Annotated in this window: 24 protein-coding genes and 1 pseudogene; 18 read left to right on the plus strand and 7 right to left on the minus strand. The window is 69.9% G+C overall.

What is annotated here, in order from left to right:
- The first annotated feature begins 73 nt into the window (after positions 1 to 73).
- Complete coding sequence (locus E1P53_RS16320) at positions 74 to 1,627, plus strand: carboxylesterase/lipase family protein (protein WP_131734926.1); 1,554 nt, start codon at positions 74 to 76, stop codon at positions 1,625 to 1,627.
- A 21-nt stretch (positions 1,628 to 1,648) separates the two neighbouring features.
- Here the strand turns inward: E1P53_RS16320 and E1P53_RS16325 are convergent, their stop codons facing one another.
- Positions 1,649 to 2,452: an alpha/beta fold hydrolase gene (locus E1P53_RS16325; protein ID WP_131734927.1), complete on the minus strand. Its 804-nt coding sequence runs from the start codon at positions 2,450 to 2,452 to the stop codon at positions 1,649 to 1,651.
- 276 nt (positions 2,453 to 2,728) lie between these two features.
- On the opposite strand from E1P53_RS16325, the pseudogene E1P53_RS16330 reads away from it, so the two are divergent.
- Positions 2,729 to 3,957: pseudogene (locus E1P53_RS16330) on the plus strand (ABC transporter); the annotation flags it as partial.
- Between the two features lie 19 nt (positions 3,958 to 3,976).
- Here the strand turns inward: E1P53_RS16330 and E1P53_RS16335 are convergent.
- Complete coding sequence (locus E1P53_RS16335; protein WP_131735363.1) at positions 3,977 to 5,167, minus strand: beta-mannosidase; 1,191 nt, start codon at positions 5,165 to 5,167, stop codon at positions 3,977 to 3,979.
- A 133-nt stretch (positions 5,168 to 5,300) separates the two neighbouring features.
- On the opposite strand from E1P53_RS16335, the gene E1P53_RS16340 reads away from it, so the two are divergent.
- A complete protein-coding gene (locus tag E1P53_RS16340) occupies positions 5,301 to 5,834 on the plus strand; it encodes a DUF2599 domain-containing protein (RefSeq protein WP_109238148.1) in 534 nt (177 codons plus the stop codon).
- 28 nt (positions 5,835 to 5,862) lie between these two features.
- Here E1P53_RS16340 and E1P53_RS16345 read toward each other — a convergent pair whose 3' ends face one another.
- Genes E1P53_RS16345 through E1P53_RS16355 form a run of 3 tightly spaced genes read right to left on the minus strand, consistent with a single transcriptional unit; the run spans position 5,863 to position 8,518 of the window.
- Positions 5,863 to 6,735 carry a metal ABC transporter permease gene (locus E1P53_RS16345; protein ID WP_131734928.1) on the minus strand — a complete coding sequence of 291 codons (873 nt, stop codon included), beginning with the start codon at positions 6,733 to 6,735 and terminating at the stop codon, positions 5,863 to 5,865.
- Complete coding sequence (locus E1P53_RS16350) at positions 6,732 to 7,556, minus strand: metal ABC transporter ATP-binding protein (protein WP_006899045.1); 825 nt, start codon at positions 7,554 to 7,556, stop codon at positions 6,732 to 6,734. The genes E1P53_RS16345 and E1P53_RS16350 overlap by 4 nt, the downstream gene beginning before the upstream one ends.
- Positions 7,553 to 8,518 carry a metal ABC transporter solute-binding protein, Zn/Mn family gene (locus E1P53_RS16355; protein WP_131734929.1) on the minus strand — a complete coding sequence of 322 codons (966 nt, stop codon included), beginning with the start codon at positions 8,516 to 8,518 and terminating at the stop codon, positions 7,553 to 7,555. The genes E1P53_RS16350 and E1P53_RS16355 overlap by 4 nt, the downstream gene beginning before the upstream one ends.
- Before the next feature lie 171 nt (positions 8,519 to 8,689).
- Here E1P53_RS16355 and mshA point away from each other — a divergent pair, with 171 nt between their 5' ends.
- The 3 genes from mshA (at position 8,690) to E1P53_RS16370 (ending at position 12,529) form a co-directional block, all read left to right on the plus strand.
- A complete protein-coding gene (mshA, locus tag E1P53_RS16360; RefSeq protein ID WP_131734930.1) occupies positions 8,690 to 10,024 on the plus strand; it encodes a D-inositol-3-phosphate glycosyltransferase in 1,335 nt (444 codons plus the stop codon).
- Positions 10,025 to 10,077: 53 nt separating this feature from the next.
- Positions 10,078 to 10,686 carry a type III secretion system chaperone family protein gene (locus E1P53_RS16365; protein ID WP_131734931.1) on the plus strand — a complete coding sequence of 203 codons (609 nt, stop codon included), beginning with the start codon at positions 10,078 to 10,080 and terminating at the stop codon, positions 10,684 to 10,686.
- A 238-nt stretch (positions 10,687 to 10,924) separates the two neighbouring features.
- Positions 10,925 to 12,529, plus strand: coding sequence for a 4-coumarate--CoA ligase family protein (locus E1P53_RS16370; protein ID WP_006899049.1), 1,605 nt, complete (start codon positions 10,925 to 10,927; stop codon positions 12,527 to 12,529).
- Between the two features lie 119 nt (positions 12,530 to 12,648).
- On the opposite strand, the gene E1P53_RS16375 is transcribed toward E1P53_RS16370, so the two are convergent.
- Positions 12,649 to 14,091 (minus strand): APC family permease, encoded by a 1,443-nt coding sequence (locus E1P53_RS16375; protein ID WP_131734932.1) that lies wholly within the window; start codon positions 14,089 to 14,091, stop codon positions 12,649 to 12,651.
- 119 nt (positions 14,092 to 14,210) lie between these two features.
- On the opposite strand from E1P53_RS16375, the gene E1P53_RS16380 reads away from it, so the two are divergent.
- The 4 genes from E1P53_RS16380 (at position 14,211) to E1P53_RS16395 (ending at position 17,635) form a co-directional block, all read left to right on the plus strand.
- Complete coding sequence (locus E1P53_RS16380) at positions 14,211 to 14,960, plus strand: phosphoglyceromutase (protein ID WP_006899051.1); 750 nt, start codon at positions 14,211 to 14,213, stop codon at positions 14,958 to 14,960.
- Positions 14,961 to 15,057: 97 nt separating this feature from the next.
- Positions 15,058 to 15,378 (plus strand): GNAT family N-acetyltransferase, encoded by a 321-nt coding sequence (locus E1P53_RS16385; RefSeq protein ID WP_006899052.1) that lies wholly within the window; start codon positions 15,058 to 15,060, stop codon positions 15,376 to 15,378.
- 130 nt (positions 15,379 to 15,508) lie between these two features.
- A complete protein-coding gene (locus E1P53_RS16390; protein WP_006899053.1) occupies positions 15,509 to 16,879 on the plus strand; it encodes a sensor histidine kinase in 1,371 nt (456 codons plus the stop codon).
- Between the two features lie 69 nt (positions 16,880 to 16,948).
- Positions 16,949 to 17,635, plus strand: coding sequence for a winged helix-turn-helix domain-containing protein (locus tag E1P53_RS16395; protein WP_006899054.1), 687 nt, complete (start codon positions 16,949 to 16,951; stop codon positions 17,633 to 17,635).
- A gap of 12 nt (positions 17,636 to 17,647) precedes the next feature.
- Here E1P53_RS16395 and E1P53_RS16400 read toward each other — a convergent pair whose 3' ends face one another.
- The gene (locus tag E1P53_RS16400) at positions 17,648 to 18,508 is read right to left on the minus strand and encodes a DUF3109 family protein (RefSeq protein WP_006899055.1); all 861 of its coding nucleotides are present in this window, start codon (positions 18,506 to 18,508) and stop codon (positions 17,648 to 17,650) included.
- A gap of 110 nt (positions 18,509 to 18,618) precedes the next feature.
- On the opposite strand from E1P53_RS16400, the gene E1P53_RS16405 reads away from it, so the two are divergent.
- The 8 genes from E1P53_RS16405 to E1P53_RS16440 all read left to right on the plus strand — a co-directional run bounded on the left by E1P53_RS16405 (position 18,619) and on the right by E1P53_RS16440 (position 26,406).
- Positions 18,619 to 19,596, plus strand: coding sequence for a Ppx/GppA family phosphatase (locus E1P53_RS16405; protein WP_174320690.1), 978 nt, complete (start codon positions 18,619 to 18,621; stop codon positions 19,594 to 19,596).
- A 165-nt stretch (positions 19,597 to 19,761) separates the two neighbouring features.
- Positions 19,762 to 21,657, plus strand: coding sequence for an Rv0497 family membrane protein (locus E1P53_RS16410; RefSeq protein ID WP_131734933.1), 1,896 nt, complete (start codon positions 19,762 to 19,764; stop codon positions 21,655 to 21,657).
- An 8-nt stretch (positions 21,658 to 21,665) separates the two neighbouring features.
- Positions 21,666 to 22,598: a sugar phosphate isomerase/epimerase family protein gene (locus E1P53_RS16415; RefSeq protein WP_006899058.1), complete on the plus strand. Its 933-nt coding sequence runs from the start codon at positions 21,666 to 21,668 to the stop codon at positions 22,596 to 22,598.
- Positions 22,599 to 22,670: 72 nt separating this feature from the next.
- Positions 22,671 to 23,555: a thioesterase family protein gene (locus E1P53_RS16420; protein WP_006899059.1), complete on the plus strand. Its 885-nt coding sequence runs from the start codon at positions 22,671 to 22,673 to the stop codon at positions 23,553 to 23,555.
- 6 nt (positions 23,556 to 23,561) lie between these two features.
- On the plus strand, positions 23,562 to 24,422 hold the full coding sequence (gene proC / locus E1P53_RS16425) for a pyrroline-5-carboxylate reductase (protein WP_006899060.1): 861 nt from the start codon (positions 23,562 to 23,564) through the stop codon (positions 24,420 to 24,422).
- 188 nt (positions 24,423 to 24,610) lie between these two features.
- On the plus strand, positions 24,611 to 24,844 hold the full coding sequence (locus E1P53_RS16430; RefSeq protein ID WP_040526309.1) for a helix-turn-helix domain-containing protein: 234 nt from the start codon (positions 24,611 to 24,613) through the stop codon (positions 24,842 to 24,844).
- Between the two features lie 275 nt (positions 24,845 to 25,119).
- The gene (locus tag E1P53_RS16435) at positions 25,120 to 25,221 is read left to right on the plus strand and encodes a 30S ribosomal protein bS22 (RefSeq protein WP_003402602.1); all 102 of its coding nucleotides are present in this window, start codon (positions 25,120 to 25,122) and stop codon (positions 25,219 to 25,221) included.
- Positions 25,222 to 25,353: 132 nt separating this feature from the next.
- Entirely contained in the window at positions 25,354 to 26,406 is a 1,053-nt protein-coding gene (locus E1P53_RS16440) for an NAD-dependent epimerase/dehydratase family protein (protein WP_131734934.1), read from the plus strand.
- Positions 26,407 to 26,433: the final 27 nt, after the last annotated feature.

Raw genomic sequence — 26,433 nt, forward strand, 5'->3', positions numbered from 1 at the left:
TGGCGGCGGTACGCGCGATCCGTGGATGTCGCGAGCGGCCGGACGATTCGCCCGATTCGTCTACGGTGTGGGTATGGCACTGCTCGACACCAAGGTCACCACGGTCAACGGCGTCGTCGGTGGCGCCCGGGGGAAGCGGCTGCGTCGCGGGACGATCAGCTGGCGGGGGATACCGTTCGCCGCACCGCCGGTCGCACACCGTCGCTTCCGGGCCCCGCAACCCGCCCACGACTGGCCGGGCGTCCGCGACTGCACGAGGATCGCGAAGGCCGCGATCCAGGAGAAGCGCTTCACCGCGGTGGCCCCGGGCAAGTTCGCGCCCATGAGCGAGGACTGCCTGACCCTCAACGTGTTCTCCCCGGAGGTGGCCTCGAGCCGGCCTCGCCCGGTGATGGTGTTCATCCACGGCGGCGCCTTCATCCTCGGCACCGCCGCGACCCCGCTCTACGACGGCGCGTTCCTCGCCCGCGCGCAGGACGTCGTCGTGGTCACCGTCCAGTACCGGTTCGGCCCGTTCGGCTTCCTCGACCTCTCGCAGTTCGCCACCGAGGACCGGCCGTTCGACGCCAACGTCGGCCTGCTCGACCAGATCGCCGCGCTGCAGTGGGTCAAGGAGAACATCGCCGCGTTCGGCGGCGACCCCGACAACGTGACCGTGTTCGGGGAGAGCGCCGGCGGGACGTCGGTCCTCGCCCTGCTGTCCGCACCCGCGGCCACCGGCCTGTTCCATCAGGCGATCGCCCAGAGCCCGGCGCCGGAACTGATCGTCGAGCAGTCCGACGCGACCGTCTACGCCGACGAGTTCGTGCGCATCCTGCGCGACCCGCAGCGCCGGCACACCCGGATGGAGCGCGACGAGGAACCCGTCGACCCGGCCGAGGCGCAGCGTCTGCTCACCGACCCGAACCCCGCCCGGCTGCTCGACGCCGGAAACAAGCTGATGCGGTTCGCCATGCACGCCTCCGGCGGGGCGATCCCGTTCGCACCCGTCGTCGACGGCGAGGTGCTGCCGCGGTCGCCCCTCGACGCGGCGACCGGGGGACTGACGATCCCGGTGCCGCTCGTCATCGGCAGCAACAAGGACGAGGCGAACCTCTTCGCCAAGCTCTGGAAGGTGCTGCCCGACGCCGAGCGAACCCTGATGCGCGTCGAGGACGAGGAGGTCCGCAGGGAGATCGCGGCGCACTACGACAACGGCGACCGCGACCGCATCCGACTGGCCGGCGACTCCATCTTCTGGGCCCCGATGACCGCCTTCGCCGACGGCCACAGCAGGGTCGCGCCGACGTACGTGTACCGCTACGACTACCGCACGAAGGTGTTGGAGGCCACCGGGTTCGGGGCCACGCACGCCACCGAGCTGTTCACCGTGTTCGGCGCCTACCGGGCCCCGCTGGGTGCCGGCCTGGCCGTCGCGGACTGGCCCGGGACGCGGCGCGTCACCGAAAACGTCCAGGCCCGCTGGGGCAACGTCGCCCGCAACGGCGACCCGGGTCTCGGATGGCCGGTCTACACGACCGCCGACCGCAAGGTGCTGGTCATCGACGATCCCGACCACGTCGTCGCCGACCCGGACACCCTGCGACGCCAGGCCTGGTACCGGGTGCACGCTCCCGCCGGCTCGTGACCGGCCCGCAGCAGGCGGGCCTCAGCCGGGCAGCCACTCGGTCGGCGGGTCCGCCGCGAGGAAGTTCAGCACCAGCGGATTGAACAGCTCCGGCGACTCCACCGGCATGATATGCGTCCCGGGCAGCACCGCGAACCGCGCCTTCGGCAGGGCCCGGACGATCTCCAGGGCGTGTTCCACCCGCACGATGCCGCGATCGGCCATGACCACCAGGGTCGGCGCTTCGACGCCGGCGAAATCGCGGACCGGGTACTCGGGCTCGGTGGTGATCATGCGCAGTGTCTTGTCGAAGACGACGCCGAAGTGCTCGGGCCCGTCGGGCGAGGTCGCGTCGTGGTGCTGGCGCAGGTAGTCGATGGTCTCGGGGTTTCGGCGCAGCACGAGCTCGACGAACTCGTCGGTGTGCCGGCCGCTGCTGTTCAGGTAGCCGTTGACGTACACCACGCGGTTGACCAGGTCGGGTCGCTCCCGTGCGACGAGCAGCGCGACGACAGCGCCGTCGGCCCAGCCGACCAGGTTGGCGCGGGTCCCGACCACGGTCTCCAGGTAGTCGACGGTCCGCTCGAGGATCGTCGCGAACGTGTACTCGCCGGGCACGTCCGGGCTGTGCCCGTGCCCGGGGCGTTCGGGCAGGTAGACGCGCAACCCCGCGTCGACGAAGTCGGTCACCTGCGCGCCCCATGTCGCGGCCGAGGCGAACAGGCCGTGCAGCAGCACGGTCGGGACGCCCTGTGGGTCGCCGCCGCAGAAATGCCAGATCGTCGACCCGGCGACCTTCACGTAGACGCCGCCGTCGACCTCCTCGCCCACGAGTACCGGTCGCATGACGCTCCCTCGACGCAGATGTGCAGATGTGTGTCGCCGCAATGGTCGCAGAGTCGCCTGCCGGCCGGAGGGATCGTTGGAGAATCGAAATCTGTCGGACGGACGCCCCGCAATTTCGTGACCGGGAACATCAGCACCGTGTCCATCGGTCAGGGGACATCTCGGGATGGTCTAGGTTTGACGATGGCAAGTCAGGGTTCTGAATCGTCTGAGTGACGGACGGGTGGCGCGGCGACGTGACGGGGAATCGGTGGTTCGGACGGACACGGGTCGCGGCGGTACCTGTTCTTCCTCGCCTGGGCAGCGCGTCGTCTGATCCGGTGGGTGTCCACCGACGACGTGCACGAGCTCGTCGTCGCGGGCATCGCGCTGGCGCTGTCATACCTCACCCGCTACGACGGCGGCGCGGCGGCGTTGGCCGCCGGGGCCGTCGTCGGATGGATCACGTACCGGCGGCGTGACCCCCGCAAGCGGATTCCGCGGGCCCTCGTCGACGTCACCATCGTCGTCGCGCCGGCCGCGCTCGCGTTCGTCGTCTGGGCGGCGACGGGCTGGCTGATCACCGGAGACGCGTTCGCGCAGTTCACGTCCGAGTACGGCAACGCGGCCATCATCGCGCAGTCGGGCGGGTCGGGCTCGTCGGCGACCTCCGAGGCGTTGGGGTTCTCCGCGATGGAGATGCTGATCCTGGCTCCGCTGTTGCCGCTGCTCGCGCTCGTCGTCATCGCGTACCGGGCACGCAGGCACCGGCTGGCCCCGCTGGCGCCGTGCCTGATGATCGTGGCCGTGCTGGCGTTCCAGGTGCTCACCTACGCCCGCGGATCGGCGTTCGGCTTCCTGCGCTTCTACATGACGGTGACCGTCCTCGCCGCGATCCTCGCCCTGTTGTCGGTGCCGCGGCGGGCGCCCATACCGGTGCGGCGCCTGGGCGCCCACGCGGACATCCCCGGGACCCTCCCGCACCCATCGGCCCTCCGCTACCGGCTCGCCGCGACCCTGGCGGTGATCGCGAGTCTCGTGGCGCTGCCGGTGACCGCCGAGGGGATGACATCGCCCAAGTACGCGCCGCAGGAGTTCGCGCTCGCGTCGGTCGTAGACCCGCAGCCGGACTCCGTCGATCCGAAGTACCTGGACGAGCAACGCGTCGTGCGCACCTTCTCCACCGAGCGGGCGCTCGCCGAGTACCTGGACTCGCTCGACCTCCCGACGGTTCGGTGCTGACCGACACGGTCTACGGATTCGCCGTGGTGGTCCAGTCCGCGCGGCCGAAGCAGTTCGTCATCCCGTCGGACCGGGACTTCACCGCGCTGCTCGAGAACCCGGCCGGCGGCGGGGTGAAGTACTTCCTGACCGTCCCGAACGAGGGGCGCGGCGCGTCGGACGCGATCAACCAGCGTTATCCGACGATGTACGACAACGGCGCCCAGATAGGCGCGCTGGTCCTCGAGGCCCGGAACCAGGGCGTCGACCAGCCGGACTGGCGGGTGTACGAGATCGTGCGGTAGGCGGCGATACCGGTCGGGGTCACCCGCTGAACCGGGAAGCGCTCTCGTGCAGCATCTTCCACGCCGGATCCGACGGGCCGATGTCGTAGGTGCAGTCCTGGTGCCGCGGGTCGGGCACATACGACCACAGCAGGGCGCCCGCTGTCCCGGCCTCGCGCTGCCGGGTGATGGCGGCGTCGAACCGGCGTGCCCGCTCCGTCACCGACAGGCATGAGCCCGCCTCGATGCCGATCTCGTTGACCACCAGGGGTTTGCCGAGTTCTCGTGCCTGCTCGATGCGGGCGCGCAGGTTGCTGCCCCGGGGTCCGCCGTCGGGATCGCCCACGCTCTCGTAGGCGTGGTAGTCGAGGACGTCGATCCCGGTGGAGCGGCTCACCTGTGCGTATCCGTCGCCCGCCAGGCCGCACTGGTCGCCGCCGACCAGGCCGGCGAAGATCGGCCGTTCGGGGTCGAACTGTCGCAGGTGCGCGCCGGCGCGATCGAAGAACCTGCGGAGCACGGGGGTGGCGTCGTGCGGGCACGTGCGGTCCACCCACTCGCACGAGGCGCCGCACTTGCTGGCCTCCGGCTCGCCGACGAGCTCCCAACCCGCGACTGTCCGCTCCTCGCGCCAGCGGGTGACCGCCGTCTCGACCCGGTCGGCGAAGGTCAGGCCGTGCGTCAGGGCGCGGGTCTCCCACTCTCCGGCGTAGAAGTCGTAGTCCTTGAACTCGTCGTCCTCACAGACTCCCGACACGCCGGTCAACACGGGGAGGACCAGTTGCTCGTGGCGCGCCGCCGCCTGGAAGACACGGCCGAGCGGCCCGAAGTCGAGCATCCCCGTGTTCTTGTCGACCACGAACGACGAGTAGAGGTTGAAACGGGTGAGCGAACGGGGCGGCAGCGCAGCGAAGTAGGCGTCGAGATCGACCTCGGCGCCGCATCCCTCGTTGACCGACCAGTCGGTTCCCGGTTGGTACGCGTTGAGCCCGATCGGCCACCACGGGCTGTCGTCGAGCATGAGACCGGTCGGGGTCGCCTGGACCCGGGGACCGGGCGTCTCGGATTCGGCGGCCGGTATCTCCGGCGAGCAACTCGTCATTCCGAGCAGCACGACGACGGCCAGGGCGACGGTGGTCACGAGGACGGCAACCGCTCGGGACCTCGCCCGGTCGGCTGCCGGGTCCGTCGTCGGCCCCGGGTTGCGGTGGATCACGGGATGGGAGATCACTCGCGGGTCAGACACGGGGCTCGACGAAAGCCCCTCCGTCCACGGACTCGGCGCGGATTCGTGGCCATGTCTGGACCTTCGACCCGGATTGCCTAGGGTGGCGGGCATGGCGGGAAGACCCAGGCGGAGTCCGATGGCGAGAACCGGTGCCGTGCTCGTCGGCATCGGCCTGACGGTCGTCGTGGCCGGTGGGTGCGGTTCGACGCCCGGCGGGGGACCGGAGGCGACGGGGGCCCACTCGTCGACAGCCGTCGAGACCACCGCCCCCGCGACGTCGTCCCGGGCGGGGTCGGTCGACGCGTCGACGACCCGACGGGCAACGCGCGACGGGTCACCGAGTCCGACGGTCGTCTATCGCCCGCCCTATATCGATCACGTGGAGTGGACCGACACCGCGGTGGGCCCGAGCCTGTCGGTGTTCCCGACCACGTCCGGGCGCCACACCGACGACCCGGCCGGGATGGCCACGGCCTGGCAGGAGGTACTGGCTCTCGAGCCGGGCGCGGACACGCCGGGGATGCAGGCGCAGTTCGACTGCCACTGGCGGTTCGCGCGGATCGTCGATCCAGAGAAGGCGAGCTGGAACCTCGAGCCCGGGCGTCCGGTGGTCACCGAGCAGGAGATGATCTCCGCGCGGTGCAACCCCGGCTTCGCCGAGGAGTACTGAGCGTCGCCGAGCGCGTCGGGAGACCGGCTCAGCGGGTGCGGTACACGCGGCGCGAGCCGACGATCCGGCACGCCACGTAGATCACGAACGAGATGATCGTGACGAACACCGATACCGGCAGCTTGGGGGCCAGCGACAGGAGCAGCCCGCCGATCGCGGCGACCTCGGCGAACACCACCGACAGCACCAGCGCACGCACCGGGTTGGCGGTGATCCGCGCCGCGGCCGCGCCGGGGGTGATCAACAGCGACATCACCAGCAGGGCGCCGATGATCTGCACCCCCTGGGCGCAGGCGAGGCCCATGACGATCGCGAAGACCACCGACAGGGTGCGCACGGGCACGCCGCGCGCCTGTGCGACCCGCGGGTCGGTGGAGGCGAACAGCAGCGGCCGGTAGATGACGGCGAGGACCGCCACGACGATCGCCGCGGTGATCGCGATAGCCACCAGTCCCTGCACGCCCACGCTGACGACTTGGCCGGTGAGCAGGGCGAAGCCCGTGCCGATCCGCCCGTAGAGCGCGAGGAACAGCACACCGATGCCGAGCCCGAAGGCCATCACCACGCCGATGACCGAATCGCGTTCGCGCGCCTTGTTGCCCATCCAGCCGAAGACGGCCGCCGCGACGACCGCGCCGATGACGCCGCCGAGGTTCACGCTGAACCCGGCGAGCAGCGCCGCGGCCGCACCGGTCACCGAGAGCTCGCTCGCGCCGTGCACGGCGAACGACATCTGCCGGGCGACGATGAGCGGGCCGAGCAGCCCGCCCACCAGGCCGAGGAGGGCCATCGCCAGCAGGGCGTGCTGCACGAAGTCGTAGCCGAGCAGGTCGGCGGTCGTGGAGAAGTCCCACAGGTCGCTGAAGCTGCGTTCGGCGGCCAGGGTCGTCGTGGCGCTCATGCGGGGCGGCTCCCCGGCGTCTCGGGCGCGACGCAGTGGTGGGCGTCCTCGCCGCCGATCACCACCAGCCGGCCGTTCACCCGCAGCACCTCGACGTCGCTGCCGTAGAGCTCGCTGAGGGTCTCGGTGGTCATGACCTGCTCGGGGGTGCCGATGCGGAACCGGCCCCCCACGAGGTAGAGCACCCGGTCCACGTAGGGGAGGATCGGGTTGATCTCGTGGGTGACGAACACGACGGCGGTGCCGGCCTCGCGCCGCCGGCGGTCGATGAGGTCGACGACGACGTGCTGATTGGTGGGGTCGAGGCTCGCGAGCGGCTCGTCGCACAGCAGGAGGTCGGGCTCGCTCACCACGGCCTGCGCCACCCGCAGCCGTTGCTGTTCTCCGCCGGAGAGCACGCCCAGAGGTGCGTCGGCGTAGTGCCGCGCGTCCACCGCGTCGAGCGCGCGATCGACCAGCTCCCGGCGCCGGGCGCGGCCACGCAGACCCAGACCCCAGCGGTTGCCGTCCACGCCGAAGCCGACGAGGTCGCGCCCGCGGATGGCCATCGGATCGGCGTCGTCGGCGTGCTGCTGAGGGATGTAGCCGACGGCCTCGGTGGTCTCGACCGTGCCGCTGCGCAGCGCGTACTGGCCGAGCAGGACGCGCAGGAACGACGTCTTGCCCGATCCGTTGGGGCCGAGCACCGCGACGAACTCGCCGGGTTCGATGGCGAGGTCGAGGCCGTCCCAGAGCACGCGATCCCCGAACGCCAGGCGGGCCCCGGAGAACGTGACGACCGGCCGGCCGCCGCGTTGCGCCGACACGGGACCGGGGGTCACCGGGCTCCGCCGGAGGCGAGTGCGGCCGACAGTTCGCCGATCTGGTCGCGTTGCCAGGTGAGGTAATCGGTGACGCCGTCGGGCAGGGTCTCGGTGAAGTCGACGACGGGCACGCCGGCCTTCTTCGCGACGCCGAGCATCGCCTCGGTCACCGGGTCGATGGCCTGGACGTTGTAGATCAGCGCCTTCACCCCGCGGTCGGCGAGCAGGTCCTGCATCGCGGCGCGGTCGGCCGCCGACGGCGACTGGCCCTCCTCCACGGCCTGGGTGAACCCGGCCGGCGCGGCGTCGACGAGCCCGGCCTCGGTCAGCAGGTACCCCGCGAGCGGCTCGGTCTGGGCGACCTTCGTGCCGTCGTGCGCCTTGCGGATGGCGGCCAGTTCGGCGCGCAGGCCGTCGATGCCGGTGGTGAATGTCTTCGCGTTCTCCCGGTAGGTCTCGGCGTTGGCCGGGTCCTGCTCGGCGAGTGCGTCGGCGATCTCGTCGGCGACCTCCGCGACGACGGGGAGGTCGTAGAAGACGTGCTCGTTCTGTCCGTCGGCCGGGTGCTCGTGGGCCGAGTGGTCGTGGTCGTGGTCGTGCGATCCGTCCTCGTGCGTGCCGTGCTCGTCGCCGGTGAGCAGCGCGTAGGCGTCGATGACGGTGGCGTCGGAGTTGCGCGCGGCCTGCTCCATGTAGGCGTCGTAGTGCCCGCCGTTGACGACCAGCACGTCGGCGTCGGCGATCTGCGCGGTGTCGGCGGCCGACGGCTCGAACTCGTGGGGGTCGCCCTCGGTGCTGGTGTAGATCGCGGTGACCCGGGCCTTGTCCCCGGCGACCGCGGATGCCACCGCGCCCCACACGTTGGTGGAGGTGACCACGGTCGGCGTGCCGTCACCGGTTCCCGACTCTCCGGAGCATCCGGCCAGGGCCAGTGCGGCTGTGGACAGTGCACCGGCGGCCGCCAGCAGCGTTCTCCTCATGGACACCCTTTACGCAAATGACAATCGTTACCGAAAACAGTGTAGGGGATCGTCCGGGCCGGTGCGAAGCGCATCGGTGATCTCTGTCTCGTCTTCGCGATGAGCGGTGCGCGGGCGGTCCGCGCCGGTGCTGTGCGCCGCAGGTGTCGCAGCTTCTCTAAGGTGGAGGGCATGACCTCCAGCCCGATGCCGCGGCGTGTCGCGTTGATCTCCGTGCACACCTCGCCGTTGGCGCAGCCGGGCACCGGCGACGCGGGCGGATTGAACGTCTACGTGTGGCAGACCGCGGTGCGGCTCGCGCGTCGCGGGATCGAGGTCGAGATCTTCACCCGGGCGACATCCTCGGCCGATGCCCCGGCTGTTGCGGCGGCGCCGGGGGTGACCGTCCGTCACGTGGTCGCCGGGCCGTTCGAGGGGCTCGACAAGCGCGACCTGCCCGCGCAGTTGTGCGCCTTCACCGCCGGGGTGCTCCGCGCCGAGGCCGCGCAGGCCCCGGGGTACTACGACATCATCCACTCGCACTACTGGCTGTCGGGCCAGGTCGGCTGGCTTGCCCGCGACCGGTGGGGCGTGCCGCTGGTGCACACCGCCCACACCCTCGCCGCGGTCAAGAACGCCGCGCTCGCCGCCGGTGACACCGCCGAACCCCAGCTCCGAGTGATCGGCGAGCAGCAGGTCGTCGGGGAGGCCGACCGCCTGGTCGCCAACACCGAGACCGAGGCGGCGGAACTGATCTCGATGTACGACGCCGACCCCGCCCGCATCGACGTCGTGACGCCCGGGGCCGATCTCGACTGCTACACCCCGGGATCGGTGGAACAGGCGCGCGCCGCACTGGGTATCGACCCCGACGAGACGATCGTGACCTTCGTCGGACGCATCCAGCCGCTGAAGGCGCCGGACCTGCTGGTCGCCGCCGCCGCCCCGCTCATCCGGGATGGTCACCGCCTGCGCCTGCTCATCGTCGGAGGCCCGTCGGGGTCGGGGCTGGAGCGGCCGACCGCCCTGATGGACCAGGTGGCCGAACTCGGGATCGCCGACTCGGTCACCTTCCTTCCGCCGCAGCCCTCGGATCGGCTGGCGCAGGTCTACCGGGCGTCGGATGTCGTCGCGGTGCCGAGCCATTCGGAGAGCTTCGGGCTGGTGGCGATCGAGGCGCAGGCGTGCGGGACGCCGGTCATCGCCGCAAACGTCGGAGGGCTCGCCGTCGCGGTCGACGACGGGCGCACCGGTGTGCTGGTCGACGGCCACGATGTCGGGGACTGGACGAATGCCCTGGAAAAGCTTCTCGGGCAACCGGATCGGCTGGCCGAACTCGGCCGCAACGCCCGCGCCCACGCCGAGAGGTTCTCCTGGGAGCACACCGTCGACGGGTTGATCGAGAGCTACCGCCACGCCATGCGGTCCTTCGCCGCGCAGAACGAGTCCGCCGGTCGGGAGCCGACGCAGGGCGGGGCGCGCGTGCGCCGACGCTGGCGTCGGCGTCGTAACCGGGTGACCGTCTGATCGGGCCGGCACATCGGTGCCGACCCGGGGATCGAACATCGAGAGAGGATGCCGTGAGTCGCAACGAGGTCGTCGAACTGCTCGAGAAGGCACTGACCGACAGTGGGATCGAGTTCTCCCGCAAGAGCGGAGGCGGTGCCGAGGTCGACCACATCGTCCTCGAGCTCCCCGGCGAGTACAAGCTCAAGACGACCGTGCTCCTGACGGCCAGTGACCAGGGCGTCCGGATCGAGGCCTTCGTGTGCCGCCGTCCCGACGAGAACTTCGAGGCGGTCTACAAGTACCTGCTCAAGCGCAACCGCCGTCTGTACGGGGTGGCGTACACGATCGACAACACCGGAGACATCTATCTGGTCGGGCGGATCTCGCCCGACGCCCTGACGCGCGCCGAGATCGACCGCATCCTCGGCCAGGTGCTCGAGGCGGCCGACGGCGATTTCAACACCCTGCTCGAACTCGGCTTCCTCACCTCGATCCAGCGCGAGTGGGCCTGGCGCGTCGCGCGTGGCGAGTCGTTGCGCAACCTGCTGGCCTTCGAGCACCTCATCGACAAGGAGTCGCTCCCGGAACCCGGCGAGCCGCTCGAAGGGCGTTATGTCCCAGGCGAATCCGTGGTGGACGGGGCGCAGGCCGCGAGTGATGAGGGCGGCTCGGAGTTCTGAGGGGGTCGCGACCGAGACGCCGCCGGCCGGTCCGGCGTCGGCCGAGCCGATCGCCGTCGGGCCTGTTCGGCATCGACGGCCTCCGATGCCGCGTGCCGTCGTTCGGGACGGCCGGGCTGCCAAATGGCCACCGCCGGACGCCGGATTCGTGAAGGATGGGACGCACAAGAGGTCCAGGTCACATTGTGTCAATGTCTGTTGATACGATGTGCGGCGTAATCACACCACTGGAGGTGCAATGAGCTTCACGAGTCCGTTCCCCGACGTCGAGATCCCTGACGTGAGCGTCTACGAGTTCCTGTTCTCGTCGCTGACCGATGCCGATCGCGAGCGGACGGCGCTGGTCGATCCGAAGTCGGGTGCGATCACGACGTATGGGCAGTTGGTGGGGCAGATCGACGCGGCGGCGGGTGCGTTGGCGGCACGCGGGATCGGGGTCGGTGACGTGGTGGGCATCCTGTCGCCGAACGTTCCGGCGTTCGCGACGGTGTTCCACGGCATCTTGCGGGCCGGGGCGACGGCGACGACGATCAACGCGTTGTTCACCGCGAACGAGATCGCCAAGCAGTTGCGGGATTCGGGCGCGAAGATGCTGGTGACGGTCTCGCCGCTGGCCGAGCAGGCCAAGGCCGCCGCCGACGAGGTCGGCCTGGCCGCCGACGCGTTGGTGATCCTCGACGGCGAGGGCCTCGAGAAGTCCGGGCACCCCAACGCGATCGACTTGCTGGCGCCGAATCTTCCGGCGCCGGAGGTGTCGTTCGACCCGGCCACGCATGTGGCGGTGCTGCCCTACAGCTCGGGCACCACCGGCAACCCGAAGGGTGTGGCGCTCTCGCACCGCAACCTGGTCGCCAATGTCGCCCAGATCCGCCCGCTGCAGGGCATGACACCCGACGACGTGGTGATCGCGGTGTTGCCGTTCTTCCACATCTACGGCATGACGGTGCTGCTGAACGCGGCCCTGCTCAATCGCGGGTCGCTGGTGGTGATGCCGCGGTTCGATCTGGTGGAGTTCCTGGAGAACATCCAGAATTACAAGGTCACGATGGCCTACATCGCCCCACCGGTGGCGGTGGCGTTGGCCAAGCATCCGATCGTCGACAACTACGACCTCTCGTCGCTGCACACGATGATGTCGGGCGCGGCCCCGTTGGATGACGAGTTGGGTCAGGCGGTGGCCAAGCGACTGAATCTGCACATGCTGCAGGGCTACGGCATGAGCGAGTTGTCGCCGGTGTCCCACATCATCCCGTTCGACACCCAGGCGATGCTGGGGCGCGAGGACCCGCCGTTGTCGTCGACCGGGTGGCCGGTGCCGAACACGGTGAACAAGATCGTCGACCCGGCCACGGGTGAGGACATGCCGTTGCCGCAGGAGGGGTTGTCGGAGCCGGGTGAGCTGTGGGTGAAGGGCCCGAACGTGATGTTGGGGTATCTGAACAACGAGCAGGCCACCGCCGACACCATCGACGCCGACGGGTTCCTGCACACCGGTGACCTGGCGCAGGTCGATCCGACCGGGTGCGTGTACATCGTGGATCGGCTCAAGGAGCTGATCAAGTACAAGGGCTATCAGGTGCCGCCGGCCGAGCTCGAGGCGTTGCTGCTCACGCACGACAAGATCGCCGACGCGGCGGTGGTGGGAGCTGTCGACGAGGAGGGGGAGGAGATCCCGAAGGCGTTCGTGGTGCGCCAGCCCGATGCGGAGCTGACCGCTGATGAGGTGATCGAGTTCGTGGCGTCGAAGGTCGCCCCGTACAAGAAGGTCCGCGCGGTCGAGTTCATCGACGCCATCCCGAAGTCGGCATCGGGAAAGATCCTCCGCAAGGACCTCCGCAAGTAGGGCCTGACGCAAGCGAAGCGGAAACGACAGCGGCGCCGGAGATCTCCGGCGCCGCTGTGGTGTTGGGGGCCGCTGCTGTGTTGGGGGGCGCTGTGGTGTTCGGGCCGGACCCGGTGCGGTCAGATCTGGTGCGGCGGGACCTCGTCGTAGCTGATCGCGTGCTCGCCGGATCGCCTGCGCCACCAGTGGGTGAGGGCCCACAGGACGACGCCGACGAGCAGGAGCCCGCCGGCGACCTCGTACTGGTCGGGGTCCCGGCCGGTGAACGGCAGCGTCAGGTAACCGCAGGTGATCGCTCCGAGCACGGCCACCGGGGTCGAGGTCCGGAAGTGATCGTGCTCGACCCGGTCCTTGCGGAGGACGAGCACCGCCACGTTGACGACGGTGAACACCACGAGGAGCAAGAGCGCGGTGGTGCCGCCGAGCAGTCCGACGATCGAGCTGTCCGGGTCGTGGCTGACATAGGTCAGGAGCAGCAGGGCGACGGCGGTGGTGAAGACGATCGCCACCACCGGGGTGCGCCGCTTCGGGTGCACATAGGCGAGGAATCGCGGCAGCACACCGCGTTTGGCCATCCCGTAGATCAGCCGGCTGGCCATCATCATGTTGATCAGCGCGGTGTTGGCGACCGCGAACATCGAGATCCACGGCAGCAGATCCGACATCGGGAAATCCGGGGCCGCGGTCTGCACGACGTCGACGAGCGGGGTCTCGCTCTCGGCGAGCATGCCGACCGGCACGATCGCGACCGCGCAGATCGCGATGAGCACGTAGATGGCGGCGGTGATCGCGAGGCCGCTCAGCATCACCTTGGGGAAGATGCGCACGGGGTCCTTGCACTCCTCGGCCATGTTGACCGAGTCCTCGAATCCCACGAGCGCGAAGAACGCCAGCGACGTCGCCGCGGTGACGGCGATGAAGGCGTTCTTGTCGTCCGGGCTCTCGAAGATGACGACCGCGTCCCAGTGGGCGGCGTTGCCGCCGATGATGAACCAGTAGCCGATGAACAGCACCAGCAACAGTCCGGACAGCTCGACGAGGGTCAGCACCACGTTGGTGCCGACGCCCTCGGCGACGCCGCGGAAGTTGATGAGCATGACCACGAGCAGGAACGCGGCGGCCACCGCGAACAGGACCGGGCTCGTCGGATCGGGGGAGTCCCCGCCGCCGAACGCGGTGAGCATGTTCACCGCGAAGGCGCGCGACGCGGTGGTCGAGGACGTGATGCCCGAACTCATCACCGTGAACAGCACCATGAACGTGACGAAGTGGACGCCGAAGGCCTTGTGCACGTACAGCGCTGCCCCGGCGGCCTGCGGATACTTGGTCACCAGCTCGAGGTAGGAGAAGGCGGTCAGCGTGGCGACGGCGAAGGCCACCAGGAACGGGACCCAGGCGGCGCCCCCGACCTCTCCGGCCACCTGGCCGGTCAGCGCGTAGATGCCCGTGCCCAGGATGTCGCCGACGATGAAGAGCAGCAGGAGCTTCCAGCCGAGTACCCGCTTGAGTTCCGGTTGCCGCTCGGTGTCCGCGCCGGTCTCCCCGGCGTTCGTGCTGGCCATGCGACAAAGCTAGCCCGGCCCCGCACACGGTGTCCCCGGGCCGGTCGGCAAGGGCGGGCGGCGGCGCCGGTGGGACCACGGGCGGTGGTGCATTTCGGGTTTGTGCGAAACTATCGCCCATGAGCAACGGCACCCTCATCCTGATGCGTCACGGCGAGAGCGAATGGAATGCGTCCAACCAGTTCACCGGTTGGGTGGACGTGGCGCTCACCGACAAGGGCAAGGCCGAGGCGGTCCGGGCCGGCGAGCTGCTCGTCGAGCACGACCTGCTGCCCGACATCCTCTACACCTCGCTGCTGCGTCGCGCGATCTCGACCGCGCAGATCGCGCTCGACACCGCGGACCGGCACTGGATTCCGGTGAAGCGGGACTGGCGCCTCAACGAGCGCCACTACGGCGCCCTGCAGGGTCTCAACAAGGCCGACACCCTCGAGAAGTACGGCCAGGAGCAGTTCATGCTGTGGCGTCGTAGCTACGACACCCCGCCGCCGCCCATCGAGGCCGACGCCGAGTACAGTCAGGTCGGCGACCCTCGTTACGCAGACCTCGACCAGGTGCCGCTGACCGAGTGCCTCAAGGACGTCGTCGCGCGCCTGGTCCCGTACTTCACCGAGGTCATCGCCGCCGACCTCGAGGCCGGCAAGACCGTGCTGGTCGCCGCGCATGGCAACTCGCTGCGCGCTCTGGTCAAGCACCTCGACGGAATCTCCGACGAGGACATCGCCGGCCTGAACATCCCGACCGGGAACCCGCTGCGCTACGACCTCGACGAGAACCTCAAGCCGCTCAACCCGGGCGGCACCTACCTCGATCCCGAGGCCGCCGCGGCCGGTGCCGCCGCCGTCGCCGCGCAGGGCCTCAAGAAGTAGACACCTCGCACCCGTACCCGCAGTCGATCGTCGGCTGCGGGTACGAGTCCTGTCCCGACCATGGCGTACCAGGTGTGATGCGCGCTACATTGGACGCATGGCGGATGTGGGCACTCTTCGGATCGATCATTCACCTGCTCAGGAGAGGTATGAGGCGGTCCTCATCACCGATCCGTCGGGCGACGAGGAGGTGGTCGGCTACGTCGACTATGTCTCCGAGCCCTATCAGGTGGTCCTGACGCACACCGTCGTCCACGAGCGCTTCAGCGGGCACGGCTACGCGGCGCAACTGGTGAAGGCGGTTCTCGACGACATCCGCGCCAGCGGCAAGCAGGTCGTCCCGGTGTGCTCGTATGTCCAGAGGTTCATCGACAAGCATCCGGAGTACGCCGACATGGCGGTTCCGGTGCCGCAGTGAGCCGGGTCCACACCTACGCGTCGGCACCGCGGTGAACCGCGGGTGACCGTCGGCGAACGGTTCGTGAACAGCCGGCGAACAGCTGTGCGGAAAGTGTTCGCAGTTCTCACCGCGCCGTAAGCTGGGGTTCGTGACCGCCGCAATCTCGGCCGCGACGATCGCCTTCGTCACCGCCCTCCTGCTGGGTGTGATGATCGGACGGCGCCTCGACGGCCATCGGTGGCCCCGCCGGCTGGATTCGATCCTGTCCCGGGGCCGTCGTGCGGACGGTTCCTCCGGTTCCGGCGACGCCGGACTCCCACCCCGCGCGGCCGATCCGGCCCCGGCGCCGCGCGCCGTCCTCGAGGGAGCCGAACTCCGCGATTCCGACGTCGTCGCCACGACACCGGACGGTCGCATGACCAAGGCGGGCCTACTGAGCCTGATCGTCCGCAACTCGGCCACCGCGGTCGCCGTCGTCGACGAGTTCCGCGACGTCGTCCTGTTCAACCACCGTGCCGTCGAACTCGGACTGGTCCGCGAGATGCTGCTCGCCGACACCGTGTGGGAGGCGGTCAAGGACGTCCTCGACACCGATGCCGACCTCGACTTCGAGTTCACCCCGCCGACCTCGACCCTCGGCTTCGTCTCGACCGGCCGCACGCCGCGGCCCACCGTCGAGCACGTGCGATGCCAGGCGAAGATCGTCGCGCAGGACGGCGAGCGCTACGCGGTGGTCTACGGGCTCGACGACACCCAGCACAAGCGGCTCGAGGAGACCAGGCGCGACTTCGTGGCGAACGTGTCCCACGAACTCAAGACCCCGGTCGGGGCGATCGGCCTGCTCGCCGAGGCGCTCCTCGAGTCCGCCGACGACGTCGAATCGGTCCGGCACTTCGGCTCGCGGGTGGTGACCGAGACCCAGCGCATGGGCAAACTGGTCACCGAATTGCTCGAACTCTCGCGACTGCAGGGCGGGGACACCCCCGAGTTCACCCGCGTCGACGTCGACGCGCTCATCGACGACGCGCTCGACGCCGCCGGCCTGGCAGCCGAGGCCGCCGCGATCGAGTTGAAATCCGACAAACCGATCCGCAAGGCCGTCCGCGGCGACCGGGCGCTGCTGCTCACCGCCCTGAACAACCTGGTCTCCAACGCCATCGCCTACTCGCCCGCCCACACCGTCGTCTCGGTCACCCGGCGCCTGGCGATCGAGAACGGCCGCCCGATGGTGGCGATCGCGGTCACCGACCGCGGTGTCGGGATCGCGAAGGCCGATCAGGAGCGGGTCTTCGAGCGGTTCTTCCGCATCGACAAGGCGCGGTCGCGGATGACCGGCGGCACCGGTCTGGGTCTCGCGATCGTCAAACACGTGGTCGCCAACCACGACGGCACCGTCAAGCTGTGGAGCGAACCCGGCACGGGGTCGACCTTCACGCTCTACATCCCGGAGGACCCCGCCCACGTCAGCCCGTCCCGAACGGCTGCGGCCCGAGCAACGGCGGCACCGGATGCCCTGTGACCCGAAGACCATCATCAGATCGAAAGACCGGACACCGCGCCGGACACGCACACCGGAGGACATGAACAGTTGACGCACGTGCTGATCGTCGAGGACGAGGAATCGCTGGCCGACCCGTTGGCCTTCCTCCTGCGCAAGGAGGGATTCGAGGCGAGCATCATCGCCGACGGCGCACAGGCGTTGTCGGCGTTCGAGCGGATCGGCCCCGACATCGTCCTGCTCGACCTGATGCTCCCGGGCATGTCGGGGACGGAGATCTGCAAGTCGCTGCGCGCGAGGTCGAACGTCCCGGTGATCATGGTGACCGCCCGCGACACCGAGATCGACAAGGTCGTCGGCCTCGAGCTCGGCGCCGACGACTACGTGACCAAGCCGTATTCGGCGCGTGAGCTGATCGCCCGTATCCGTGCGGTGCTGCGCCGCGGTGGCGACCCGGCCGACGACGATCGCGACGGCCACGTGCTGGAGGCGGGACCGGTCCGGATGGACGTCGACCGGCACACGGTGACGGTCGACGGCGAGTCGATCACGTTGCCGCTCAAGGAGTTCGATCTCCTCGAGTACCTGCTGCGCAACGCCGGGCGCGTGCTCACCCGTGGGCAGCTCATCGACCGGGTGTGGGGTGCGGACTACGTCGGCGACACCAAGACGCTCGACGTCCACGTCAAGCGCCTGCGATCGAAGATCGAACCCGACCCGGGCAGCCCGCGGTTCCTCGTCACGGTGCGCGGGCTCGGGTACAAGTTCGAGGAGTGAGTGCGGGCGCCGCTACTCCGGCGGCTGCAGCTCGTACTTGACGTCGGTCTCGCGACGTTCGGTCGCGGCCTGCGTCGCCGGGTGGACGGCGATGAGTCCCAAGCCCTTCCGGCGTCGGCAGACGGCCGCGAGTTCCTCGTAGGCCTCCGCGCCGATCAGCTCGGTGAGCTCCGGCGCGTACGACTCCCACACCTGCTTGGCGCCGATGTGGGCGTCGGGCGAGCCCGAGCAGTACCACTTGAGGTCGTGCCCGCCCTCGCCCCAGCCGCGCCGGTCGAACTCGGTGATCGTGGTGACGAGCACCTCGGTTCCGTCCGGTCGTTCCACCCACTCCTGCTCGCGGCGGACCGGGAGCTGCCAGCAGACGTCGGGCTTGACCGTCAGCGGCTCGAGTCCCTTCCGCAGCGCCATCGAGTGCAGGGCGCAGCCGACACCGCCGGCGAAACCGGGGCGATTGAGGAAGATGCAGGCGCCCTTGTGGATCCGGGTCTTGAGCGCCGGCTCGTCGTCGAGGTCGCCCTCTTCCAGGTAGCCCTTCGGGCCGAGGGGGTTCTTGCCGGACCCCTTCTCGTAGAACTGCCAGTCCTCGGGGGTCAGCATCTTCACGGCCTTGGCGAGACGCTTGCGGTCGTCCTTGTCGGACAGGTAGGCGCCGTGGCTGCAACAGCCGTCGGTCTCGCGTCCGGGCAGGATGCCCTGGCAGGCCGGGGTGCCGAACACACACGTCCAATGCGACAGCAACCAGGTGAGGTCGGCGCGGATGAGGTGTTCGGGGTCCATCGGGTCGACGAATTCGTACCACTCGCGCGGGAAGTCGAGTTCGACCTCGGGAGCGGGGGTGATTCGGGGCGCGGACGGCGAAACGGCGGTCACGGATACAACGGTAACCCCAGTGCGCCGGGGCGGGACGCCGAGCAGGTGCCGCCTCGACGAAGAGCGCGGTCCGCACGTGGGGCGCCGGCCTCGTGCACTAACGTTGACCCGTGCGCTTAGGAGTTCTGGACGTGGGCAGCAACACTGTCCACCTCCTGGTGGTGGACGCCCACCGTGGCGGTCACCCGACGCCCATGTCGTCGACGAAGGCGGTCCTGCGTCTCGCCGAACACATCGACGCCGACGGGCGGATGAGCGAGAAGGCGATCGAGCGACTCGTCGAGTCGGTCGACGAGTTCACCCACATCGCGGAGACCTCCGGGTGCGAGCAGATGATGGCCTTCGCCACCTCTGCCGTGCGCGACGCGACCAACTCCGACGAACTCCTCGACGAGGTCGAGCGGCGGACCGGCGTCCGTATCGCAGTGCTGGCCGGACGGGACGAGGCCCGGCTGACCTCGCTCGCGGTGCGGCGGTGGCGGGGCTGGAGCGCCGGTCGCATCCTCGCCCTCGACATCGGCGGCGGGTCGCTGGAGATGTCCAACGGCGTCGACGAGGAGCCCGACGTCGCGCTCTCGCTGCCGCTCGGAGCCGGTCGGCTGACCCGGGAGTGGCTGCCCGGAGACCCGCCCGACCGCCGTCGCGTGGCGGTGCTGCGTGACTGGCTCGACGCCGAGCTGCGCGGACCGGCCAAGGAACTCCTGGCACCTGGCGAGCCCGACCTGTGCGTCGGCACGTCGAAGACGTTCCGTAGCCTGGCGCGGCTGACCGGGGCGGCCCCGTCGAGTGCCGGCCCGCGGGTGCGGCGGGTGCTCACCGCGAGCGGCCTGCGGCAGCTGATCTCGTTCATCTCCAGGATGACCAACGCCGACCGGGCAGAACTGGAGGGCGTCAGCTCCGACCGGGCCGGGCAGTTGGTCGCGGGCGCGCTGGTCGCGGAGGCGGCGATGCGAGCCCTGAGAGTCGATACACTGGAGATCTGTCCGTGGGCGCTGCGGGAGGGGGTCATTTTGCGTCGACTCGACGCGGAACCGGCCGACTCCTTCGAGCCCTCACAGACGACTGGCGCCCGGGGCGGCGTCGGCTGATCCGACCTGCGACGCTGCTCGATCCGTCGCGCGGGTGGGGGAGTGCCGGCGTCGAGACGATCGGTGGACCACACGGTCCGGCCGAGCGGTCCTCGGCGCCGAGAGGTACCCAAGCGGATGTGCTCGACCGGCATCCGGTGACGTTCGAGGACGGAGAGCCACTTCATGTCGAAGGATTCGGAACCCGAATCTCGACCCATCTCGGTTTCGGAGCTGCTGGCCCGATCGCAGGCGGACGGCGCCACCCCGACGACCCGGCGTGACGGCCGCGGACGCCGGCGTGCGGGCCGCGACGGCTCGCTCTCGGTGTCCGAGCTGACCGGCGAGATCCCGAAGATCACCGACGCCCCGGCCTCGCGGTCGAGCCGCACGCGTCCGTCCCCGGCAGAGTCCGGGCCGGTTCCCGAGGCCCCGACGACCACGCCTGCTCCCGCGCCGAAGACGTCTGGTGCTCCCGCACCGAAGGCGTCTGGTGCTCCCGCACCGAAGGCGTCTGGTGCTCGCGCACCGAAGGCGTCTGGTGCGCCGGAGGCGAAGGCGTCCGAGGCCCCGGAGCCCGGTGTCACCGCCCCGGAGGCGACCGGTGTCACGGAGCCGACGGAGGCCGAGGCGCAGGCGGCTGCAGAACCGGAGACGCCCACCGACGCTGCGCCCTCGACGGCGCCCGAGACCGAGGCACCTGCCGAGCCGACCGCGGACGAGCGGTCGCGCGCGGATGCGTCCGGAGTCCCGTTCCCCAGGTCGTCGGACCCGACCCCGCGGCGTGCCGCCGACGATCGTCCGATTCCCGACTTCTGGGGTTCGGGGGCCGGCCGCCGGTCCACGGGCGGCCACACCGCGAGCGGCATGCCCGGCTTCGGCGACGTACCGCTCGCGACGCGCGACTTCAGCGCCGACGCCGTGGCCCGTCGACTCGCGGGGCAGTCGCGTGACGCGGGTTCGGCCCGGGCCGAGACCGTCGACGAGGAATCGGCCAACGCGGTCACCGGCATCATCCCGGTCGTCGACGGCCCCGAGGCGGACACCGACCTCACCGTCGTCGAGTCCGACGACGTCGACACCTACGCCCTCGCCGAGGTCGAGGGGACCGAGACGGATGTCCGCGAGCGCTCGGACACCGGCTTCTCCGAGGTCATGGACTTCGACGACTACCGCAACTTCGCCGATGTCGAGGCCGAGGGGGACCCGGCGGCCGAAGCCGCCGGCAAGAGCTCGCGCGGGCTCGGGGGACTGGCGCGGAAGCTGTTCGGCCGCAAGAAAACCGGACCGAAGGCCGACGAGGCCGGCTCGACGGTGAGCCGTGCCGCCTCGGCGAAGGCAGCGGCGTCCGCCCCCGGCGCGGAGGTCCCGTCGTCGACGAGCACCGCGCAGGCGGCCGGCGAGACCGCGGAGCGCGGCGACAACCCGACCGAGATCATCGAGCCGGTCGCCACCGACGAGGTCGGTGCCCCGGAACCGTCCGAGACCGACGAGACACAGGCCTGGCAGGCCTCGGCCCAGTGGTACGACACCGAGGCGTGGGCGGCCCCGGTCGTCGACGAGGACGAGCCGCAGCCGGCCGACGACGCCGACGGAGTGCAACCGGCCGACGAGACGCCGGCCGAGGTCGGTGCGGACTCGTCGGACACCGCCGCGCCGGCCGCTGCCGCCGACGTCCACGAGTCCCCGGCGGAGGCCGGGGCGCCGGCCGTCCGGCTCGAGAAGGACCTCGAGCCCGAGCGCACGGTCTCGGCCGAGGCGGAGACCGGTGACGAGGACACCGCGGCACCCGACGCCGCCGAGACCAACGACGAGCACGAGCCGTCGCCCGCGATGGCCTGGCTGTCGGTGATCGGTCAGGCGGTCCTCGGTCTCGCCGTCGGTGTCGGCCTGTTCTGGGGCTTCACCGAACTGTGGCGCTGGAACCCGTACTTCGCACTGGTGCTCGCGGTGGTGGTGATCTTCGGCATCGTCACGCTGTCCCATGTCGTGCGCCGCACCAAGGACCTGCCGACGACGCTGCTCTCGCTCGGCGTCGGCCTGCTCGTCACCATCGGCCCTCTGGTCTTGCTGGCCACGTGACGCCCGACATGTCGAATCCGCAGGTGCCGTCGTCCGGATTGCCGCCCATCGCCCGCACCGAGATCCCGATCGGGTTGTCGACCGCGTCGGTCTACCCGCAGAACACCGAGGCGGCGTTCGCCTACGCCGCCGAACTCGGTTTCGACGGTGTCGAGTTGATGGTGTGGGGCGACCCGGTCAGTCAGGACATCGGGCGCGTGAGCTACCTGTCGGACCACTACCAGGTGCCGGTGCTGTCGGTGCATGCGCCGTGCCTGCTGATCTCGCAGCGCGTGTGGGGCCGCGACCCGATCGTGAAGCTGGCGCGTTCGGTCGAGGCCGCCGAGGATCTCGGCGCCCCGACGGTGGTCGTCCATCCGCCGTTCCGCTGGCAGCGGCGCTACGTCTCGGCGTTCGACGACCTCGTCGCCGAACTCGAGGACGACAGCGGGGTCGCGGTGGCCGTGGAGAACATGTTCCCGATGCGTGCCGACCGGCTGTTCGGCGCGGGGGAGCCGTCGGTGCGACGCCTCCAGAAGCGCGGGGGCGGCCCGGGCCTGGCCGCCTCGGCCTTCGGCAAGTCCATCGATCCCACCGACGACGGCTACTCGAACTACACGCTCGATCTCTCGCACACCGCGACCGCCGGGGTCGACGCGCTCGACCTCCTCGACCGCATGGGGTCCAACCTGAACCATCTGCACCTCGCCGACGGCCATGGGGCGGCGACCGACGAGCATCTCATCCCCGGCGACGGCGGGCAGCCCTGCGCCGAGGTGTGCCGGCGGATCGCGGAGAGCGACTTCAACGGGGCGGTGGTCCTCGAGATCAGCACGGGCAGCGCCCGGACCAAGCCCGAACGCAGTGCCCTGCTGGCGCGTTCGCTAGATTTTGCGCGGCAGCACCTGAAACGGGAGCTGCACCCCGAACACACTGGTCGACCAGGGGCCGCGGACCGGTAGTCGTCGGTCCGTCTCCCACCCATCTCGGTCGTCGCCGCCCGCTGTCGGGGTTCGCACGACGAAAGCGCGCACATGACTGCAAAGCTCACCGAGCTGCTGACCCTGACCGAGGTCGATCGCGGCGGACCGGACGCCGTCACCTACTCCGCCCATATCGACCCGACCTTCACGATCGGGCCCAAGGTGCACGGCGGCAGCCTGCAGATGGTGGTGGCCAAGGCGGCGCGTGAGGCGCTGACCGCGCTCACCCCGTCCCCCGCCGACTTGGCCGCAGACCCGGCCGCGCAGAAGTTCGCCGACGCCACGGCGGCGATGATCCCGGTGGCGATCTCCAGCGACTACCTCACCGCTCCGGACGCCGACGACATCGACCTCGTCGTGAAGGTGCTCAAGCGCGGGCGCACGGTCACGGTCCTGCGGGTCGACGCGGTGCAGGGCGGTCGCACCATGGTGACGTCGTCGGTGACCATGGCCCGTCCCGACACCGACCCGTCCCACCACTCCGGCCCCACCGTGCTCGACGGGACTCCCGTCGAGCCGCCGGCGACCGGCATCACGCTGGACGGTTCACCGGTCGCCGAGGTGAACCACCTGGGCTCGGCCGTCGACCTGGTCCTCGACTCCGAGACCTTCCCGGTGGTGCGCGGCGAGACCGGCGAACCGCTCGTCCGCGGCTGGATCCGGCCCAAGGGTCTCGACCCCGACGAGTACTTCTCGGTGCTCGTCTGCGACATCTCGCCGCCCGTCGTGATGAACCTGGCCCTCTTCGGCTGGGCGCCGACGGTCCAGCTGACCACCTACGTCCGCCGTCACCCGGCCCCGGGGTGGCTGCGATTCGCCGCGACCAGTACCGAGGTCGGACCCGGAATGTTCGAGGAGGATCATCTGGTGGTGGACTCGACCGGGACGGTGGTCGCGCAGTCCCGGCAATTGGCACTCATCCCCGCAGGAAGGTAGACATCCGTGAGCGAACGCATCGCCATCATCGGCGGAGGCAAGATCGGCGAGGCCCTGCTCGCCGGTCTGATCGGCGCCGGCACCCCGACGAGGGATCTCGTCGTCGCGGAGAAGGTCGAGGCACGAGCGGCCGAGATCGCCGATGAGTACGGGGTGCTCGTCACCGACGTGAAGTCGGCCGCGGAGTCCGCCCAGTACGTGTTCCTCGCGATCAAGCCCGACGACGTCGACTCGGTCCTGCGGGAGCTGGCGGCGGCCGAGGACAACGCCGAGACCGAGCGGGTGACGGTCACCCTGGTCGCCGGCATCCCGCTGGCCCGCTACGAGAGCGCCCTGCAGGCCGGGTCCCCGGTCATCCGCGTCATGCCCAACACCCCGATGCTGGTCAACGAGGCCATGTCCGCGGTCGCCGCCGGACGATACGTCGGCGAGGAGCAGCTCGACGCCGTCGTGCGGATCCTCAAGACCGTGGGTCGGGTGGCAGTCGTCCCGGAAAAGCAGATGGACGCGGTGACCGCGGTGTCCGGCTCCGGTCCCGCCTACGTCTTCCTGCTTGCCGAGGCCATGATCGACGCCGGCGTCGGCCTGGGCCTCACGCGCGCCCAGGCGTCGGAGATGGCGGTGCAGACCATCCGCGGTGCCGGCATCCTGCTCAGCGACTCGGGCCTGTCGCCGGTCGATCTGAGGGCAGCGGTGACCTCTCCCGGCGGCACCACCGCCGAGGCGATCCGGGAGTTCGAGGCCAACGGCCTCCGGCACGCCGTCTACCAGGCCACACGCGCCTGCGCGGCCGCCAGCGCGCGGGGCGGACGTCGAGTGGAAGTCGAGGGTTTGGGGCAGGGCCACGCCGGGTCCGGCACCCCATGACTTGTGGTCGATGAGCCGTGAAACCCCAGCATGTTGGGGTTTCACGGTGAAAAAGCCGGAGATTCTGGTCCCTCTCGTCGCTTTTTTCACATCAGCCACGCTAAGCTGCTTCAAGCACGTGCGTGTCTGATGTCCGCAGGAGGGGAAGCCTGCGGCCGCGACGCGTGCACCGGAGGTATGAGTGATCCATGGCACCTGCAGACACTCCTGGTGACAGGACCGGTTCGGTGAGCAACGCGACCTCTGCGTCGCAGTTCCTCACCGTCGCCGAGGTTGCGTCGCTGATGCGCGTTTCGAAGATGACCGTCTACCGTCTCGTCCACAACGGCGAACTGCCTGCGGTTCGGGTCGGACGCTCGTTCCGCGTGCACGCCAAGGCGGTGCACGACTACCTGGAGACGTCGTACTTCGACGCCGGCTAGGTCTTCTTCGCGCACAGCTGCGATCTGGAACCGAACGCTCCCGTGGATGGCCCCGGCCACCCGCGGGGGCGTTTGTGGTTCCGGGCCCCGGGTATTCCGACGGGGTACCCGATTTCCGTAACCGGAGGACCGACCGGTAGTCTCAGAGGTCGCGTACCTGGATGTACCGGTAGCTCCCTCCGGTGTCGACACACCAGTCGACGACCGACGAAGCCGATCGTGTGCAGGCCAGGGTCGGTCAAGTACATCAGTGTCAATCGTGAGGAAGCGCCCCGATGGGTTCAGTGATCAAGAAGCGCCGCAAGCGCATGTCGAAGAAGAAGCACCGCAAGCTGCTGCGTCGGACCCGGGTGCAGCGCCGTAAGCTCGGCAAATAAGCACTCCTTTGGCACAGGCCCCGCCCGCGGCGGGGCCTTTTGCTTTTCTCGTCGCCGCCCCGCAGCGGCCCGGTGCCGTCTCGGCCCCGCCTCGTCGGGACGGATCGCGGAGATGCGGTTAGCCTCGACGACATGGCCGAATCCTCCGCAGAGTCGCCTCGCGTCGTCCTGGTCACGGGAGCCTCGACCTTCATCGGCGGTTACCTCGTGGCCCGACTGGCGGCCAACCCGGACATCGAGCGGGTGCTGGCAGTGGACTCGCGCGTCCCGCGCAAGGACCTGCTGCGTCGTATGGGCCGCGCGGAGTTCCTGCGGCTGGACATCCGTCGCCCCACGATCGCCAAGGCCCTCGCGACCTACGACGTCGACACCGTGGTGCATGCGGCGACGTCCATCGTCGACACCGCCCCGCACTCGTCGGCGATCAAGGAGTTCAACGTCGTCAGCGCCATGCAGGTCTGCGCGGCCTGTCAGCGCACGCCCTCGGTGAAGCGGCTCGTGCTGCGCTCGACGGCGATGGTCTACGGTGCGAGCGCGCACGACCCGTCGCATTTCTCCGAGGAGACCCGCGCGCGACGCGAGCCGAAGCACGGCTACGGGCGCGACCTGCTGGACGTGGAGGGATATGTCCGAGGCCTCGGGCGCCGCCGGCCGGACATCGAGATCACGATCGTGCGTCCGCAGGCGATGCTCGGTCCCCGGATCAACACGCGGATGAGCTCCTATCTGTCTCTGCCGGTGGTGCCGACGGTGATCGGCTACCAGCCGCGGCTGCAGTTCCTGCACGAGGAGGACGCGCTCGCCGCGATGGAGCATGCGACCCTGGCCGGGAAGGCGGGCACCTTCAACATCGCCGGCGAGGGAGTGGTGACGCTGACCCAGGCGATCCGGCGGATCGGGCACATCGAGCTGCCGGTCCCGGCCGGCCTGCTCGCGCCCATCTCGGGCGTCTTCCAGGACCTGCGGTCGGCGAAGCTGCGCAGTTCGCAGACGGAGTTCCTGACCTACGGCCGCGTGCTGGACACCACGCGCATGCGCACCGAGCTCGGCTTCGTGCCCAAGTACACGACACTCGAGACGCTCGACGACTTCATCGAACGCAGCGGCGTCACCCCGGTGCTCGGGGCGGACGCGTGGCGGGGACTCGAGCAGCGGGTCGTGGCCGCAGCACATCAGTTGCAGTGAGTGCATGAGATCTGGCACCGAGGTTCC

The sequence above is a fragment of the Gordonia paraffinivorans genome (genome assembly GCF_900683595.1).
Taxonomy (GTDB): Bacteria; Actinomycetota; Actinomycetes; order Mycobacteriales; family Mycobacteriaceae; genus Gordonia; species Gordonia paraffinivorans.

What these genes read in the sequence shown, in the direction of transcription:
- E1P53_RS16385 (WP_006899052.1), top strand. Translation starts at nt 15,058, where the DNA reads ATGGCGGATGTGGGCACTCTTCGGATCGATCATTCACCTGCTCAGGAG.
- E1P53_RS16345 (WP_131734928.1), bottom strand. Translation starts at nt 6,735, where the DNA reads ATGAGCGCCACGACGACCCTGGCCGCCGAACGCAGCTTCAGCGACCTG.
- E1P53_RS16375 (WP_131734932.1), bottom strand. Translation starts at nt 14,091, where the DNA reads ATGGCCAGCACGAACGCCGGGGAGACCGGCGCGGACACCGAGCGGCAA.
- E1P53_RS16355 (WP_131734929.1), bottom strand. Translation starts at nt 8,518, where the DNA reads ATGAGGAGAACGCTGCTGGCGGCCGCCGGTGCACTGTCCACAGCCGCA.
- E1P53_RS16440 (WP_131734934.1), top strand. Translation starts at nt 25,354, where the DNA reads ATGGCCGAATCCTCCGCAGAGTCGCCTCGCGTCGTCCTGGTCACGGGA.
- E1P53_RS16430 (WP_040526309.1), top strand. Translation starts at nt 24,611, where the DNA reads ATGGCACCTGCAGACACTCCTGGTGACAGGACCGGTTCGGTGAGCAAC.
- E1P53_RS16320 (WP_131734926.1), top strand. Translation starts at nt 74, where the DNA reads ATGGCACTGCTCGACACCAAGGTCACCACGGTCAACGGCGTCGTCGGT.
- E1P53_RS16340 (WP_109238148.1), top strand. Translation starts at nt 5,301, where the DNA reads ATGGCGAGAACCGGTGCCGTGCTCGTCGGCATCGGCCTGACGGTCGTC.
- mshA (WP_131734930.1), top strand. Translation starts at nt 8,690, where the DNA reads ATGACCTCCAGCCCGATGCCGCGGCGTGTCGCGTTGATCTCCGTGCAC.
- E1P53_RS16410 (WP_131734933.1), top strand. Translation starts at nt 19,762, where the DNA reads ATGTCGAAGGATTCGGAACCCGAATCTCGACCCATCTCGGTTTCGGAG.
- E1P53_RS16370 (WP_006899049.1), top strand. Translation starts at nt 10,925, where the DNA reads ATGAGCTTCACGAGTCCGTTCCCCGACGTCGAGATCCCTGACGTGAGC.
- E1P53_RS16415 (WP_006899058.1), top strand. Translation starts at nt 21,666, where the DNA reads ATGTCGAATCCGCAGGTGCCGTCGTCCGGATTGCCGCCCATCGCCCGC.
- E1P53_RS16435 (WP_003402602.1), top strand. Translation starts at nt 25,120, where the DNA reads ATGGGTTCAGTGATCAAGAAGCGCCGCAAGCGCATGTCGAAGAAGAAG.
- E1P53_RS16380 (WP_006899051.1), top strand. Translation starts at nt 14,211, where the DNA reads ATGAGCAACGGCACCCTCATCCTGATGCGTCACGGCGAGAGCGAATGG.
- E1P53_RS16325 (WP_131734927.1), bottom strand. Translation starts at nt 2,452, where the DNA reads ATGCGACCGGTACTCGTGGGCGAGGAGGTCGACGGCGGCGTCTACGTG.
- E1P53_RS16420 (WP_006899059.1), top strand. Translation starts at nt 22,671, where the DNA reads ATGACTGCAAAGCTCACCGAGCTGCTGACCCTGACCGAGGTCGATCGC.